This window comes from Parabacteroides vesiculifaciens (genome assembly GCF_049860805.1).
In the GTDB taxonomy this organism is placed as follows: Bacteria; Bacteroidota; Bacteroidia; order Bacteroidales; family Tannerellaceae; genus Parabacteroides.
The window spans coordinates 4,993,194-5,010,015 of sequence record NZ_CP187555.1 but is presented as its reverse complement, the minus strand read 5'-3'; the positions used below and the strand labels follow the sequence as shown (position 1 = coordinate 5,010,015).

Here is a 16,822-nt window from a genome sequence, read left to right as displayed (position 1 = left end):
TAAACAGAGTTAAGTTGCAGAGGCGGCAATTATCCCGTTCCTGCCGACGGAGCAGGATTTACCGGGCTGCCCATCGCTTCAATGTCGGGAAGAACTCTCGCATACCGGCAATCGCTTCCTCTTTCGTATACGAAATGCCTGCATCTTTATTGAACTCGTCTACGAACTGCGCGCAATGCATGATCATCTCATCCATCGTACAATCCATCGTGAAGGCGCCGTCTTTATAGCAATAACAGCAATACTCATCGTTCTTGCTCCCGTCCCCGTTCGTACCCATCTCTTCCGGGTTTTGTAGCGGCATGCCGCAACTCTGACAATACTTTTCTTCCATACTCATCTTATTTTATCGGTATATTAATCTTTGCTACCTGATTATCCTGTCGGAGACAAAGATAGGAAATCTGCACCGACCGGACATTGTCCAATCTTGCCAAAATATTTGTTTATTCCAGGAATTATTACGAAAATTGCAGAAACACCCTGTTACCGGCGATAAAAACAGATCGCGGTTATCTGACGGCGGACGTAATAAGATCATAAATCTCTAAACAAAAGAATAATGGGAAAAGTAGTTATCAACTCGTACGAAGACTTTGAGAAGCTGGTAGGCCAGCAAATCGGTATTTCTGATTATGTAGAACTTACGCAGGAGCGCATCGACCTTTTTGCCGATGCGACATTGGACCACCAATGGATTCACGTGGACCCGGAGCGCGCCAAAGTGGAAAGCCCGTTCCACAGCACGATTGCACACGGTTACCTGACACTGTCGCTCCTTCCGCACCTGTGGGGCCAGATCATCGAGGTGAACAACCTGAAGATGATGATCAATTACGGCATGGATAAGATGAAGTTCGGGCAACCGGTATTGACCGGACAAAGCATCCGCTTAGTTGCCAAGCTCCAATCTCTGACCAACCTGCGCGGCGTTGCGAAAGCAGAAATCAAGTTCGCCATCGAAATCAAGGACCAACCGAAGAAAGCTTTGGAAGGCGTGGCGATCTTCCTCTATTATTTCAACTAAGACATACATATATGAATAAATTGAATCTGTTTGCAGTTTCCTTATGTGCCGGCTTCGCATTTGGCTGCTCTCCTAAAGTTTCAACGGCGAAAGGAATCATCTGCGATGCAACGATGAACACGCTGACAATCGTATCCGAAGAAGGCGACACGCTTTCTTTCAGCACATTGGATGCAAAAAGGGTTGTGGCCGACGGCATCTTGCTCGATGATACGGCCACTGTCTATTACGAAGGAAAATACAATACAGGAATGAGTGCACAAAAGATCGTGGTCGTCCCAGGTAAAAGAGAGATGGTAGGCGGCGACCGCGACGAACACGGTTGCATGGCTTCAGCCGGTTACCAGTGGAGCGAAGTGCAGCAGGATTGCATCCGCATATTTGAAAAGGGCATCCGGTTAAAAGCCATTGACGGCGACCAGTCCGCCTTTATCGTTTTCAGCCCGGACTCTTCCAAAGTGGAACTGTTCTTCTCCTCCGGAGATAAAAACGAAATCCTGGACCGCCGCACACTTCCTGCCGGCGGATATGCCTGGAACGTGGAGGACGACGACACGAAGAACGTACGCTTAGTCGATGGCAAGTGGACGATCAGCCAGCGCGGAAAGACAATCTTCCTCCAGGAAAAATAAACCGGAAACATAAACATGACACACCGATGGCGCAGGTTGGACAGATAGCTACAGACCATTTGTCCAACCTGCGCCATCGGTGTGCTATATTCCGCCTAACTGAATCCTCATCCCTCATCTTCCCGCTCTTCCTTTTTTGCCAGTCCATACTGAGCATTCGAGCGATATCCCAGGCGCACCACCCGCCCCTCGTCCATCAGAGCCTTCAGATCTTTCTGGGCTAAATATTTGGAGCAGCCGTTTATTCCCCGGCAAAGGGCAGTAGAGATAGAACCGTGCCGGGCGATATATTCCAAAATATTCGTTTTCCGCTTATCAAGAGGTATAACCTTAAGCCGGCTTCCTTCGTTGGCACGCTCCACTTCCATAAATTTCAAACCCGAACGCAGTTCTTTGGAGCAGCGGAACACCACCTTGTTAAACTGCACTTGCTTAGGTTTTATATCCTTCTCGTCCGTCAGCGCCGGGCATTTCAGCGAAACGGAAAAAGTACCGAGCCCCTCCAATTCGATGATCGCACCATACTGAAGATGGAAGGCCAGACGTTTCTTCAAGGCCTCCAGCATCCCTTTCACATCGGCGGTCGTGAACGAGCAGGCATCCGAGATGTCTGCGGCAAGCTCCGCCGTTCGGATGATACGTTGATTAACCAAGCGCGCATGAAGTGTTTCATCGGCTTCCCCCTTCTTCCCGGGCTTCGGGTTCCTAAACAGGCTGTAATTTGCTGACATATAGTTATGTATTTTAAATAAGATACAGATCCGAATTTCAAAAAGAGAGCATCTGTTTTCAAAAAGCCCTGTATCTAATCTTCGGCCGACAGTTATCAAACAGCTATCCGACAACTGTCAGCCAGCCGACCGACAACTATCGAACAGCCGGCCGACAACTGTCGGCTAAAGATTAGATCGAGGGTAAAGTTAACTTATATAACTGTATTTCAAAAATTTTCAGCCAATATATTTAAAATCAGATGGGAACTTATTCATCCGAATCCCTATATTTGCGCCAGATTATATAAAAGCAGACTCCATGAAACTATTCAAACTCATCGGCCGGATACTGGCAGCAATCGTTCTACTCGTTGGCCTGGCATTCGTCGGGCTGGTTATTTACGTCAAGTACTTCTATTCATCCGAGGAGGAAATAGAAAGCCGCTATATGTCCGAACTGCCGCTTTCCCCCGACCAGTTCACGGAAGATTTTGCGGAGATCAGCGGGATTGTCAAAGAGAACTATTCCCTCTACGAGTCCAAGCATATCGACATAGATGCCCTTTCCGCCTCCTATGCCGAACGGATCGGGAAACTATCCACTGCGGAAGAATACGGGAAAGCCCTGTTGGAATATTTCGCGTCTTTACAGTCCGGACACGCCTTTGTCTGCCTCAAGGAATACCGGATCGGAGCCTTCCCCGTCTATATCGGCGACTCGCTTTTCGTAGACAAGCCGGACACCTATTTGCAACAGTCAGGCTTCAACGACAAAGACCGGATCATCGCGGTCGACGGAGTGCCAGCCAAGATCTGGATGGACCGGAACGAAAAGTACATACCGGCTTCGACACCCGAATACAGACGGCTCAAAACAGCTCGTTGCCTTTTCAAAAGCCATACGGACACGGAAAAGACCTATACCGTCTGCCGGGAAGCCGATACGCTCGACCTGCAACTCATCTTGCTGCCGGAAGAAAACATGCCGGTTGCCGGCCAGCCGGAAACATCCTGGAGAATCCTGAACGACAGCATCGGATATCTGGCCATAAACACCATGATGAACGGAGTGACGGAGAGCTTCGACAAGGATTATCCGCGGGTGAAACATTTGCCTTACCTGATTGTCGATGTCCGCCGGAACGGAGGGGGCAACAGCAACAACGGACGGGATCTTTGCCGCTACCTGATACGCAAGGAGCAGCCCCATTGCCTCGACTTCATTTCGATGGTCCCGATGGAAGAGGCTTACCAGGGAAAGATTATCCTGCTGGCAAGCACCCTTACACTTTCCGCTGCCGAAAGTTTCGTCATCGACATGAAGGAGAGCGGGAATGCGGTCCTGATCGGCGAACCGACAGGCGGCGACACGGGCAATCACCCCCGGACATTCAAAACTTCGCACGGAACCAGCTTCCGCATCCCGACCAATCCTCCCGCCCTCTCCCCGAAAGGCTTCCCGCTCGAAGGAATAGGGATCGCTCCCGACTACCTCGTCAGACAGACAGTTTCGGACTTTATGGAGGGAAGGGACACGCAGTTGGAGTTTGCGTTGCGATATATACAAGATTACGCCGATAAATAGGAGTAACGCCTCCAGGCTTACAGCTTCTCCGGCATATACTTCCAGAACCGGACAGGCAGGTGCTGGCGGTGCAGTTTGGGGTTGAGGCGTTCCTTGATGGCGATGGATTTGAAGTAGGTTTTCCACATCTGCTGGAAAAGTTTCTCGTCGGCATCCATCAGTTCCTCGCTGAGAAGGCCGGAAAGCAGGTGGGCTTCCTTCTCTTCGAAACGGACTTCGGTGGTTTCTTTCAGGTCATAATAGTAACCGTACTCGCGTTTCAGGTCATAGAGCAACCAGCACTGGTCGGCAAAGCGGTCTTTCAAGTGCGGCAATGTGAGAGGAAGCACGTTATATATCGGTTTGACGGCGGCAAAGAAAGTACCGTCCGCCGCTTTCTGGAAACGGAGGAACTGGATGACACGCAGGCGCTCGTTCGTCACCTTCTTCCATATTTTGGAGACTTCGAGGACATCGGGATCGCCGAAGTTCAGCTCGATCGTACGCGGGGCATCGATCGCCTTGCGGATATACCGGAAAAGCAGCACGTCCACTTCCGGCAATTCAGACAGCCAGGTAACGGTAATCACAGACAAAGCCGTAGCGGAAAGTTTCTTCTGCAATCCTTTCCAGACACGGTCCGCCTTGGCATCGTCCGTACAAATCGTTACCGCCTCATCGTAAAACAAGGGAAAAGGTTCTCCCTCCGCCAACAGCAAATCCGGGAAACTGCGACGGGAATAGGCGTCAAAGACGGCAGTCAGCAGACCTTCAAAGGTCTTATCGTACACGAAAACAGTCATGATTCTTCCCGGAATTGAAGGATAAGCTGGCGATCGTCCGTCTTCTTCCGCCCCGCTTTCCGCGTGAGGATCTGACGGACAGCCTCAGGCGAGACTTCGTTGATCGTGCGGACAGGCAGCTCATGGCAGGTAATAAAATACTGGGCTTTCTTCATCACGACACCGATCTTCTTCAACTGCTCCGTCCCCAGACGGGAGTAACGGCGGGAGACGACGATCAGCTTCGCCGACTTCACACCGATGCCGGGCACGCGAAGGAGCATCTCGTAATCCGCCTTATTGATGTCGACGGGGAACTGCTCCGGATGGCGCAACGCCCAACCGAGCTTCGGGTCGACATCAAGGTCCAGGTCGGGATAGGCATCGTTCACGATCTCGTCCACTTTGAACTGGTAGAAACGCAGGAGCCAGTCCGCCTGATACAGGCGGTTCTCCCGTACCAACGGCGGTTGCTTCAATGCCGGCAGCCGGTTATCGTATTCATTGACAGGGATGAAACCGGAATAGTAGACACGTTTCATCGTCGGACGCCGGTAGAGGGCGGACGAGAGGTAAAGGATATCTTTGTCCGAATCGGGCGTCGCCCCGACAATCATCTGCGTGCTCTGTCCGGCAGGGACAAAACGCGGGGCATGGCGGAAACGTTTCCGCTCTTCGGCACTCTGCAAAACACCTTGCTGGATGTAGCGCATCGGCTGAAAGACACTCTGGAAATCCTTTTCGGGAGCCAACAGCTGGAGGCTCTTCTCGTTCGGGATCTCGATGTTCACACTCATACGGTCGGCATACAGCCCGGCTTCGTTCACCAGTTCCTGGCTGGCGCCGGGAATACTTTTCAGGTGGATATAGCCGTTAAACCGGTAGACGGTCCGGAGGTCTTTTACCACCCTGACGAGGCGCTCCATCGTGTAATCGGCATTGCGCACGACACCGGAGCTCAGGAAAAGCCCTTCGATATAGTTCCGGCGGTAAAACTCGATCGTGAGGTTCACCAGCTCCGTCACCGTCAAAGTGGCACGGGGGATATCGTTGCTGCGGCGATTGATGCAGTAGGCGCAATCGAACATGCAGTAATTTGTCAGCATGATCTTCAGCAAAGAGATGCAACGGCCGTCCTCGGCAAAGCTATGGCAAATGCCCCACCCTGCCGCACTTCCGATCCCGCCGCTCTGATTCTTTCGCGACGTTCCGCTGGAAGCACAGGAGACATCGTACTTGGCCGATTCAGCCAGCACCTTCAGTTTATCGAGCACTTTTTCGTCCATAATTGTTACCGGGATTACCTGACAAAAATAAGAATAATCTTTTAAGTCAAGAAGAAATATTTGAATGATACCAACTGTTATCAACCAAAACCGGCTTTCTACAATCCCCAACAAAGCCGCCAGGCTCTACCTCCGGCCTCAGTTAGTGAGCGTAAAGCGCAGATACGTCTCCTACCATTTTAGCAGGATCAACCCACTCGTCGAACTCCTCCGCAGTCAGCAACCCTAATTCGACAGCCGCCTCTTTCAGCGTTTTGTTTTCCTTAAAGGCTTTCTGTGCAATAGAAGCCGCCTTATAATAACCGATCTTCGGATTCAGAGCCGTGACAAGCATCAGCGAATCATCCAGATGTTTCTTGATATTCTCCTTTACCGGTTCGATACCGACGGCGCAACGGTCGTTGAAGTTCAAACAACCTTCGCCGATCAGACGGGCACTATGCAGGAAGTTATAGATAATCATCGGCTTGAACACATTCAGCTCGAACTGCCCGTTTGCACCCCCGACCGAGATCGCCACGTCATTTCCCATCACCTGGGCGGCAATCATCGTCAAGGCTTCGCACTGCGTCGGGTTAACCTTCCCCGGCATAATGGAAGACCCCGGCTCGTTCTCCGGCAGATGGATCTCACCGATGCCTGCACGCGGGCCGGAGCTCAACATACGGATATCATTTGCGATCTTCATCAGGCTGACGGCGACCAACTTCAAAGCGCCATGCGCTTCTACAATAGCATCGTGCGTGGCAAGCGCTTCGAACTTATTCGGAGCCTGGACGAAAGGCTGATCCGTCATCTCCGAAACACGTTTCGACACACATTCGTCAAAGTTGGGCGGCGTGTTGATACCCGTTCCGACTGCCGTTCCACCGATCGCCAGTTCGGCAAGATGCGGCAAGGCGTTCTTTATCGCCCGGATTCCATGCTCCAACTGGGAGGCATAGCCACTGAACTCCTGCCCCAACGTCAGCGGGGTGGCATCCATAAAGTGCGTACGCCCGATCTTGACGATCGGCATGAAGTCGCGACTTTTCTTCTGAAGCGTCTTAAGCAGCTTCTCGAGACCGGGAAGGGTAACCTCCTTCACCATGATATAGGCTGCGATATGCATAGCTGTCGGGAAGGTATCGTTGGAGGATTGTGACTTGTTCACATCGTCGTTCGGCGACAACACCTTCTCTTTATCCGTCAGCTTACCGCCGTTCAGGACTTGGGCCCGGTTGGCGATGACTTCATTCACATTCATATTGGTCTGCGTGCCGCTTCCGGTCTGCCAGACCACCAACGGAAACTGGTCGTCGAGCTTGCCCGCCAGTATCTCGTCACAGACGCGCCCGATCAGGTCGCATTTCTCTGCCGATAAGACACCCGCCTCCTTATTTGCCACCGCTGCCGCCTTTTTCAGATAGGCAAACCCGCGTATCACCTCTTTCGGCATACGGTTAATATCCCGGGCAATCTTGAAATTGTCCACGCTGCGTTGTGTCTGTGCACCATAATAGGCATCGATGGGGACTTTTACCTCCCCCATCGTGTCTTTTTCTATCCGATATTCCATAAAAAGCAAATTTTAAATGTCTTCTTTATATAAAACCGGGCTAAGATTGAATTGTTTATACCGTTTCCTCATATACAAATAAGAAAGGAGGAAGAGCAGCAGCACATATACATGGTCCGCCGTCCAGAAAACAGCTAACGGTACCTCCGGGAAAGAAGACAGCAGAAGGAGATACACGACATATCCTGCAATCGTCACCAGTTGGAAAGCAAAAGCCGTCCGTGTATGCCCGGTCCCGATCACCGCGTTGCAATAGACATAGCCGGGAATCGCCACGAAATAGTTTGTCAGCATCACCAAATAAGGCCAGAATGCACCGGCAATAAGCGACGCTTCATTCGTATAAACCCGCAACACGGCTGCCGGGAAAAGCAGCGCCAGCAACACAAGCGGCGCCCCGATCCCGTAGCTCAACCCCATCACTTTCCGGCAAAGCGGCATTACCTGCCCCGGCTTTCCACTGCCGATCAGGTTGCTGACCAGCGCACTCGTTGTCGTCGCAAACGAATTCATGATGACAAAGAATAGTGTAAAGACATTCCGTATGATATTGGCAATCGCCAGCCGGCTTTCCCCTAAATGCTCGATCACCACAAAGAAATAAAACCAGGGAATCACACAAACAAACGAGCGTATCATCGTCCATACCGACAGACGGCATAGCTGCCCCAACACCCCCCAGTTGAATGACGGCCTCAACCCGAACCGCTCCCAGTCCACCTTCTTCCATACGTAAAAGATAAAGAACAGCAGCGAGAAGCCTTCCGCCAGCGAAGAGGCGATCGCCGCCCCCGAAATCCCCAGTACGGGGAATCCAAAGCGTCCGAATATCAGGGCGTAATTCAGCACGACATTCACCAGTGCCATCAGTACCGAGTTTACAATCAGAATCTTTGTCTTCGTTATCCCGACAAAGAAAGAGCGGAATGCCAATACAGGAAAGGCAAAGAACAACCCGAAGTTGCGCCAACTCACATAGTCGGCCACCGCCTGCCAGACCGCATCGGAAGCAATCATCCGCCGAAGGAGAAACGGGGATAACAGCCCGGACAGCAGGCACAATGCCAAAGCCAGAACCAACAGGAAATACTGTCCCTGCCAGAACACCTCGCCCGTTTCGGCCAACCGCCCTTCCCCGTTCTTCCGGGCCACCAAGACCTGTATTCCCAACCCGAATCCAAAACCCAGCATATAGATTGCCAGATAATACATACACGCCAGTGCCGAAGCGCCCAGCTCCACTTCGCCGACACGTCCCAGAAACACGGCATCCGTCATATTGATCAATTGTTCCATCAGAAGGCTCATCATCACCGGATAGTTGATAAGCCAGATTTGTTTATAAGTAAAGTTCATAGTCCAACTTAAAGTATACGCCAAGACACACCTCCTCCGAGGAAGGCATCCCGGCTGATGAATAAAATAAATGTATAGTAAATCGTACCCTGTATTGATATGTATAGGATAGCGTAGAGCAGGCCGGAAGTATTTCAGCCTGCCATGTCAGTGTAGAGACGCTATATACAGAGTTGGTGTTTCATAAGTTGAACATCTTGTTTGAATGGATCACGGGGCAAATGTATAACTTTTCCCCGGAAGATGCACTTCCGGGGACATAATTATTCCGGTCGATACTTTTCCGCCCATTCCAGTACGGTCGGACTTTTCACATCCACCCCGAACTCCTGTGCTTTCATTTTAAATTCATTGATCAGGTGGGACTGATCGGAATACCCGCATTCGTAAGCCAAGCGCGAGAATAAGATGCCCGGTGACGCCTGCAGGACGGAAAGGACATGCTGGAAACGGATAATCCTGAGCCTCCCCATCAGCCGGATATCGGAATAACCGACCGACTGCCCGCAAAGCAAAGCGCAATCCTGCACCCGCTCCGACTCTCCCGAAGAAGAAAGGACTACTGGACCGGAATACAAATTTCCGTCAACAGTTCTTCCGGCTTCGTAACGCAGGGATCGTTCAGATAGCGTTCGTAGCTCGGCTCGTCGCGGAGCGTACAGCCCATCTCCGGCAGTTTCTTTGCATAGATCGTATCGTAAACAGCCTGCAAATATTCGTACGATCCTTCATAAATAAAGGAAGCATAGCGTCCGGCAGGGATCTGCTTCGCTCCGATCTCTCCTTTCGGCTGGACCGGCTCGGGCATTATCATGCAGACATCCGTACGGAGTTTATCTTCGGAGGTCACCTTCGGATCGTCGTGGTAGATACAAAGCGGACAGGGATCCGTCACCGGCAGGTTCTGTTCGCGGGCAAACGTAAGCAGCCGCACCCAGGTTCCGCCATAATCGTTCAACTGGTAGTTTCCCATCAGGCGGATGTAGATCACATTGCGGACGGGGATTTCTTTAATCTCGGACTCCAACTGCAAGTCGGGCCATATCTTTTCTGGTCTCATAATCGTGTACTCTTTATTGTTTCTGTATTCGTTTGGTGAAATAGAATAGAATTGCCTGAACGCCTTCGACAGCGAAGAGGGTGCACCATACCCGATGCGGTAGGCGATATCCCCGACGGACATATCCGTGTAGCGGAGCAGGTGAGCTGCAGTCTCGATCCGTTTCCGCACAATGAACGCCCCCAGCGGCTCCCCTAAGAACGCACTCATCACCCGGTGAAAATGACAGGTGGACAAATGCGACATTTCAGCCAGCAGGTTCAGGTCGATATCATCTCCCAGATGGTTATTAATATACTCGATCACCAGGTTAACCCGTTTCAGATACTCCTCTCTTGTCGTTGTTCGTTGTTGCATATTCTTTTTCTGTTTTTACTTCGCAAAGGTAACGACCTTCCCGGCCGTCCACTTTTCCAATCTTGCTAACTTATCAATAATTACGAAAAGATAACCACCCTTTCCGGCCAAGAATAATAGCTTTGCAACCGGAATCGATCCATATCTTTATGATTTACGCACAACTAAACAACTGTTCCCTAAGACGAGGCTCGGGTAAGAGCTAAGACAAGTCAGAGTATAAAAAAGAGCCACTCCCGTACCGCACCGACAAGCACCTCGTTCTCGGCTGCTGTCTGTGCCGATATACGGATATAGGTATCGTCTAAACTGCGGAAGTTGGAGGCATCGCGGATCAGGAGGCCGTGATTGTTCCACAAATACTGCTTCAACGCCGCGGCCGTTCCCTTTTTCAGGCGGACCAGGAAGAAGGTCACGGATGTCGGCAAGGCTTCCAGGCCGCCCAATTCGTTCAGCCGGTCGATCAGTTCGGCCGTCTCGCGCTGCCACTCGCGGATGGGCAGGATATATTGCTCCGGATGCGTCAGAATGTATTTGCCGGCCTCCACAGCGATTGCATTGACAGACCAGGGGATGATATACCGGTTTATTTCTTCCACCTTCTCCGGAGAGGCGATCAGGTAACCGATGCGGAGTCCGGGGATATTATGCGCTTTCGAGATCGATTGTATCAGGATCAGGTTCGGATGGTCGTGGACGTCCGAAGGCCTCAGCAACTCTTCCGTCGTGAAGGCGACGTATGCCTGGTCGATGATAAAGACTGTTTGCGGATTTGCTTCGATCAATGCCAATAGTTCCGCCCGGCGGATCAGCTTGCCGTCCGGGTTGTTCGGATTGCAGATCCAGCAGAAGTCCTGTCCTTCGAGCGAAAGGCCGGACAGGTCGCACGAAGTGGGAAAGAAACTGACCTCGTGCCCGTGCAGGCGGCACGCATCTTCATACTCGGCAAAAGAAGGGACGGCGATAGCGGATTTCGCTCCTTTCCAGGTTTGCGCCAGCAGATAGAAAGCCGTGATGGAGCCGTTCGTAACCACTATATTTTCCTCTTCCACCTCATAGCAGCGGGCAAGTAATCTTTTCAGAGAAGAAGCATCCGGTTCCGGATAACGCGTGAGTTCATAAAACTGCCCGTACAGGTGTTCCCTGAGTGTGCGAAGGTCGGCCCCATGCCATACATTCGAACTGAAATTGATCTTTACTTCTTTCTGCGAATTATAGTGATCGTCACCGTGTCCGAATAACATCTTTTTGAGAATTATGATTTATGAATTATGATTTATTTAATTGCTTTATAGATGGCGTCTTGGATACGTGTGCGGATATCCAGCGAACCGAGTTTGTTGTTAGCCCGCGTCGGGTTCACACGGTTGGACAGGAAGATATAGAGCAGGTTGTTATCCGGATCCACCCAGAAGCAAGTGCCTGTAAAACCGGTATGCCCATAGACGGAGGCAGGAGCCAACGTGCCGCAGGGAGAACTTTTGCCCCCGCCGACTACCGGCTTGTCGAACCCCAGGCCGCGGCGGCAGGTCGGGCTTTTACTTTGGGTGAAGAGACGGCCGGTTTCTTTGGAGAGGTATTCTTCGCCCCCATAACTTCCCAGGTTCAGGTAGAGTTGCAATACTTTCGCCAGGTCGCCCGCATTGGAGAAAAGCCCGGCATTGCCCGAAACGCCCCCCTGGAAGGCAGCCGCCTCGTCGTGCACATAGCCGCGAAGCAGCTGGCGGCGGACAAATTGGTCGTCCTCGGTCGGGACAATCTGCATCGTGTCGAGGATATGCAACGGGTTGTAGGTCGTATGCCAAGCGCCGAGTTTACGGAAGAATGTGTCGCGCAGGAGGCGGTCCATCGGTTGATGCATCTGCTTCTCGACCATCATCTTCAACAGGATGAAATTGATGCAACTGTATTTGTATTTGCCCCGTACGCCGAGGCGTGAATCTTTGATTTCCCGGATAATGGTGTCTTTGAAAGAATCGTGCAGATACATATTGCGGGCCACTTCCGTGGTAAAGCCCGGTTTCCTGTTAAAGGAAACTAAGCCGGGCAGGAAAGAGAAGTCGTTGCGCACGTAAGTCCGGGCATCGAAACGGATCGGATGCGCCTGGTTCTTCGCGCTGCTGTAGAGGCTGCCTTTGTAGCTGTCCTTGTCGATCGCGTTCAGGTAGAAGTTAATGGTCGGCGTCAGACCGGACTGATGATAGAGCAGGTCTTTGACGATCAGGTTCTTCTTGTCCGAATCCTTCAGTTCGGGGACAAAATCGGAAATCTTGCTGTTCAGCATGAACTTCTTGTCGTCATAGGCTTTCATCACGGCGAGCAACGTACCTGCCGCTTTGGAGGCGGAAGCCAGATCGTAGACGGAGTTCCCGTCAACCGCCTGTTTCCGGTCGTAACCGAAATAGCCGAACGATTTGTCGTAGATAATCATCCCGTCTTTGGCAACCAACACCTGGCAACCGGGGAAAGCCTTTTGCTCCAACCCCTCTTCAACAATCGAAGCGATCACGTCTAAGCGTTCTGGATTCGCGCCGACCTCCTCCGGCTCGTGATAACCGAGGCGTGTCTTTTCGGTAAACACCCCCGTCCCGGCGGTATAAAGGCCGGGGATGGAGACTGGGAGCTTCCCTTTGGCGGCAATCCCACCGAAGATGGCTTGGGCGGCATATTCCTGGGCAAGCGGCGTCCCTTCGTAAGCCATCACTACCGCCTTTGCTTTCAAAATGGAAGGTTTATATTCCTTACAGAAATAGGGCAAGGTGAAAAAAGCATAGATCACTTCTTTCCGGTCTGCCAACTGGCGCAGGGCCAGGCTCTCCGGGATGCGGACGGTATGCACGCCGCAAATGATCACATCGTATTTCTCCAGTTTCTTATATACACTCTGCACCTGTGCGGCCGTCGCGTTGCGGCTGATGCTGAAACAGGAGACTGAGTCATAGCGGCCCAGCATCTCCTGAAACGCGTTCCCGACTCCGTCGCCGATAGACAGGGCGGCAATCTTTTTCTTATCCAGTTGTTTCAGGGGGATGATATCGCCCTCATTCTTCAAAAGGGTGATGGCTTCGGCGTTCAACTTGGCAGCCAACCATGCTGCATGAGGAGAGTTGAGCCGTCCGGACAAGCCTTTCGTATCGACCGGGCGGTAGTCGTTCAGTCCGGCGATGTATTTATATTGCAGGATCTTGATGACCTTTGCTTCTATCTCTTCCGTATCCAAAATACCTTCTTCAAGCGCTTCCTTCACAGCGGCGAAGTCATTGATCGGGGCTACCGGCGCCAGCAGGATATCGTTACCGGCCAACAACGCCTTGACAGAAGGATTGTCGGACTTACGGGTAGTAGCGCCTTTCATAGCCAGGGCATCGGTGAAGCATAAGCCCTCGAAGCCCAGCTCCTTTTGCAACAGACCAGTGACAACGGCATGAGACATGGATACAGGCTTATTACGTGCCTTGTCCAAGGTCGGTACATAGAGATGCCCGGTCATCATGCCGGCATAGCCATCATAGATGTAGCGTCTGAAAGGCAATAGCTCCACACTGTCTAAACGCGCCCGGTCGTGATGGACGGCGGGCAACGTGTAGTGAGAGTCTTCGTCGGTATCGCCATGTCCGGGAAAATGCTTGGCGACGGACAGGATGCCTTGCCCTTCCAGCCCGCGGGCATAGGCCAGGCCCTTGTCGGCTACTGCCTGCGGGTTCTCGCCGAAAGAGCGGAGTCCGATCACGGGGTTATCGGTGTTGCTGTTCACATCCATATCCGGGGCGAAATTGATGTGGATGCCCATCTCCTTGCACTGGCGGGCGACCTCCTTGCCGTATTCGGTTATCAGCTTGTCGTTTTCGATGGCTCCCAACATCATGTTCTTCGGAAAACGGGTTGTACCGGAGAGACGCATCGAAAGTCCCCATTCGCCATCCAGCGAGACGAGCATCGGGATGCGGGAAGCCTTTTGCAGGCGGTTCGTCACTTCGGCCTGTGTCACCGGATCGCCTTTATGGAAAAGGATGCCGCCGATCTTTATCTCATTGACATAGCGCATCAGGCGTTGCATATTGCGCGTATCGGACTTCGGGTTGGCGATCACCATAAAGAGTTGCCCGATACGTTCGTCGTAGCTCATCGAATCAAAAACGGAGTCTACCCAATGGTTCATCTTTGCTTTGTCCGCTGCCCTGTAAAGATTAGGCGTCGTCTGTGCAACAGCGGAAAGAACGGTAACACAACTAAATAAAAAGATATATATTTTCTTCATCTGAACTTCTTTCTTCGTCAAAATTGAATGAATCCTAACAATATTGCCGTTCAAATGTAAGAAAATTACCCTGATATTACCTACCTTTGAGGTGTTTACTAACTAATTTTTTATTTAAATCCTAAGGAACCATGCAAAGAAGACACTTTATGAAGCTGACAGGTATGTTGGCTACACTCCCGGCAATCAGCGGAATAGCTGCTACCTCAGAAAAGACTGCTTCACCCAAGAAGCAAATATACGAATGGCGCATTTACACGCTGGAAAGCGGAGGCGACGGATTGGACACATTCTTCAGCGACACACTGATCCCGGCTTATAACCGAAAAGGCATCAAGGCCGGCGCTTTCGTCCCCTACAAAAAAGAAGAAAAAGAACGGCGCCTGCTGTTGTTCGTCTACCCAGACATCACCTCTTATTATAAGGTAAAACGTGAGATATGGGAAGACACCGCATTCCGGAAAGCGGCACAGCCTTACTTCGACAAGACGGCCTCCGCCCCTGCTTATTTCAACTTCGAGAGTTTCCTTTGTGAAGCGTTCGACAAGGTCCCTTCCCTGTTGACGCCGGATAAGAACCGGACGCTGTTCGAACTGCGCACGTACCACAGCCCCAACGAAGAGGCGAACCAACGGAAGGTGGCGATGTTCAATAAAGACGAGATCGATGTGTTCGACAAAGTCGGTATCAACTCCGTCTGCTACGGGGAAGTGCTGGCAGGCCCGATTATGCCGGCGGTGATGTACCTCACATGGTACAAGGACGAGCCGACACGCAATGCCGCCTGGGATAAATTCCGCACGCATCCCGACTGGCAACGGATCAAGAACCTTCCCGAATATGCCAATACGGCCACCCGTAACACCAGCTTGTTCCTCTCGCCTCTGCCCTATTCGCAGATATAACACGCTTTATCATTCTCCATAATACAGTCATACCACCATGAAACAAATAGTACCCATCTTATTCCTTTTCGCCTGTAGCCTGCTGGGTCTGCACGCCCAGGAAGCCGGCGAAGCGAACTACGACGAAAGCAAAATACCGCCTTACACCTTGCCTGCCCTGTTGGAAACGGCAAACGGGCAGAAGGTCACAACCGTGCAGCAATGGGAACAAACCAGACGCCCGGAACTGTTGTCCATCTTTGCCGGACAGGTATATGGGAAGCTCCCGGCGGACAAAGTGGACGTGTCCTACAAGAAGCTGGACGACAACCACAGCGCCCTCGACGGCAGTGCCACCCGCAAGCAGATCGAGATCACGTTCACCCGCAACGGCGTCGAACGGAAAGCCTTGCTGCTGATGTATCTCCCGAACCATATCAAAACCAAAGTGCCGGTATTCCTGCACTTCAACTTCCAGGGGAACCAGACTGTTTCGGCTGATCCGGACATCATCCCGTCACAATATTCCGATCTGCCGCGCGGCAACCAGGCATCCCGCTGGCCGTTAGAAAAGATCATCGATGCCGGTTACGGTCTTGCCACCGTCCACTACTTCGACTTCTTCCCCGACAGCAAAGACAGATATGCCGAAAGCATCCTCGCCCTCTTCGGTTATCCATCGGAAGGCGATATTCCGGCAGATGGCGGACAAGCGATCGCCGCCTGGGCCTGGGGCTACAGCCGTGTCCTGGATTACCTCGAAACAGACCGGCAGGTGGATGCCTCCAAGATCATCCTGATGGGGCACTCCCGCCTGGGCAAAACCTCCCTCTGGGCAGGAGCGACAGATCCGCGTTTCGCCATCGTCATCTCCAACGAATCCGGTTGCGGCGGTGCAGCCTTGTCCCAGCGGCAGGTAGGCGAAACGGTCAACCGGATCAACAACGTTTTCCCCCACTGGTTCTGCAAGAACTTCCGCCGGTACAACAAGAAGGAAAACGAATTGCCGGTCGACCAGCATGAACTGCTGGCCCTCATCGCTCCCCGTCCCCTTTATGTGGCAAGCGCCGAAGAAGACCGTTGGTCCGACCCGAAAGGGGAGTTCCTTTCGGCGGCCTATGCTGGTGAAGTTTATAAGCTCTACGGAATGAAGGGATTGGAAACGACCACGATGCCGACGGTCAATACGCCGGTCGTCAACCGCATCGCCTACCACAACCGTACAGGGGTGCACGATGTGACGGATTTCGACTGGGAGAACTACATCCGCTTTGCCGATAAGTGGCTGAAGTAAAATTTAATTCAAGTTCCCGCTTGCGTATCAAATAATTATTTCGTTACTTTG

At 51.9% G+C, this 16,822-nt stretch carries 14 protein-coding genes and 1 pseudogene; 5 read left to right on the top strand and 10 right to left on the bottom strand.

The genetic code is table 11. The annotated features are described in order from the left end of the window. Positions 1–58: 58 nt before the first annotated feature. Positions 59–334: a zinc ribbon domain-containing protein gene (locus ACPYIV_RS20110; protein WP_293739507.1), complete on the bottom strand. Its 276-nt coding sequence runs from the start codon at positions 332–334 to the stop codon at positions 59–61. 228 nt (positions 335–562) lie between these two features. Here ACPYIV_RS20110 and ACPYIV_RS20105 point away from each other — a divergent pair, with 228 nt between their 5' ends. After that, a complete protein-coding gene (locus tag ACPYIV_RS20105) occupies positions 563–1,027 on the top strand; it encodes a MaoC family dehydratase (protein WP_301704914.1) in 465 nt (154 codons plus the stop codon). An 11-nt stretch (positions 1,028–1,038) separates the two neighbouring features. Next, positions 1,039–1,659 (top strand): hypothetical protein, encoded by a 621-nt coding sequence (locus ACPYIV_RS20100; protein WP_425884802.1) that lies wholly within the window; start codon positions 1,039–1,041, stop codon positions 1,657–1,659. Positions 1,660–1,766: 107 nt separating this feature from the next. Here ACPYIV_RS20100 and ACPYIV_RS20095 read toward each other — a convergent pair whose 3' ends face one another. Next, positions 1,767–2,390 (bottom strand): HU family DNA-binding protein, encoded by a 624-nt coding sequence (locus ACPYIV_RS20095; RefSeq protein ID WP_293732740.1) that lies wholly within the window; start codon positions 2,388–2,390, stop codon positions 1,767–1,769. 301 nt (positions 2,391–2,691) lie between these two features. Between ACPYIV_RS20095 and ACPYIV_RS20090 the strand changes: the two genes are divergently transcribed. After that, entirely contained in the window at positions 2,692–3,957 is a 1,266-nt protein-coding gene (locus tag ACPYIV_RS20090) for a S41 family peptidase (protein WP_425884800.1), read from the top strand. A 17-nt stretch (positions 3,958–3,974) separates the two neighbouring features. On the opposite strand, the gene ACPYIV_RS20085 is transcribed toward ACPYIV_RS20090, so the two are convergent. From ACPYIV_RS20085 to ACPYIV_RS20050, 8 genes and pseudogenes are all read right to left on the bottom strand, one after another. After that, entirely contained in the window at positions 3,975–4,739 is a 765-nt protein-coding gene (locus ACPYIV_RS20085) for a TIGR03915 family putative DNA repair protein (protein WP_293732738.1), read from the bottom strand. Beyond that, complete coding sequence (locus tag ACPYIV_RS20080) at positions 4,736–6,004, bottom strand: putative DNA modification/repair radical SAM protein (RefSeq protein WP_293732737.1); 1,269 nt, start codon at positions 6,002–6,004, stop codon at positions 4,736–4,738. The genes ACPYIV_RS20085 and ACPYIV_RS20080 overlap by 4 nt, the downstream gene beginning before the upstream one ends. 142 nt (positions 6,005–6,146) lie before the next feature. Then, the gene (gene fumC / locus ACPYIV_RS20075; protein ID WP_293732736.1) at positions 6,147–7,562 is read right to left on the bottom strand and encodes a class II fumarate hydratase; all 1,416 of its coding nucleotides are present in this window, start codon (positions 7,560–7,562) and stop codon (positions 6,147–6,149) included. A gap of 12 nt (positions 7,563–7,574) precedes the next feature. Then, entirely contained in the window at positions 7,575–8,918 is a 1,344-nt protein-coding gene (locus ACPYIV_RS20070) for an MATE family efflux transporter (protein ID WP_425884797.1), read from the bottom strand. A gap of 338 nt (positions 8,919–9,256) precedes the next feature. Next, positions 9,257–9,382, bottom strand: a pseudogene (locus ACPYIV_RS20065) (AraC family transcriptional regulator); the annotation flags it as partial. Positions 9,383–9,477: 95 nt separating this feature from the next. Beyond that, a complete protein-coding gene (locus tag ACPYIV_RS20060) occupies positions 9,478–10,335 on the bottom strand; it encodes an AraC family transcriptional regulator (RefSeq protein WP_293732734.1) in 858 nt (285 codons plus the stop codon). Between the two features lie 212 nt (positions 10,336–10,547). Further along, positions 10,548–11,579 carry an aminotransferase class I/II-fold pyridoxal phosphate-dependent enzyme gene (locus ACPYIV_RS20055; RefSeq protein ID WP_425884795.1) on the bottom strand — a complete coding sequence of 344 codons (1,032 nt, stop codon included), beginning with the start codon at positions 11,577–11,579 and terminating at the stop codon, positions 10,548–10,550. A gap of 32 nt (positions 11,580–11,611) precedes the next feature. Then, positions 11,612–14,593, bottom strand: a complete 2,982-nt coding sequence (locus ACPYIV_RS20050; RefSeq protein WP_425884793.1) for a glycoside hydrolase family 3 N-terminal domain-containing protein — start codon at positions 14,591–14,593, stop codon at positions 11,612–11,614. 131 nt (positions 14,594–14,724) lie between these two features. Here ACPYIV_RS20050 and ACPYIV_RS20045 point away from each other — a divergent pair, with 131 nt between their 5' ends. Next, a complete protein-coding gene (locus ACPYIV_RS20045) occupies positions 14,725–15,498 on the top strand; it encodes an NIPSNAP family protein (protein ID WP_425884791.1) in 774 nt (257 codons plus the stop codon). A 37-nt stretch (positions 15,499–15,535) separates the two neighbouring features. Then, a complete protein-coding gene (locus tag ACPYIV_RS20040; RefSeq protein ID WP_425884789.1) occupies positions 15,536–16,771 on the top strand; it encodes an acetylxylan esterase in 1,236 nt (411 codons plus the stop codon). Positions 16,772–16,822: the final 51 nt, after the last annotated feature.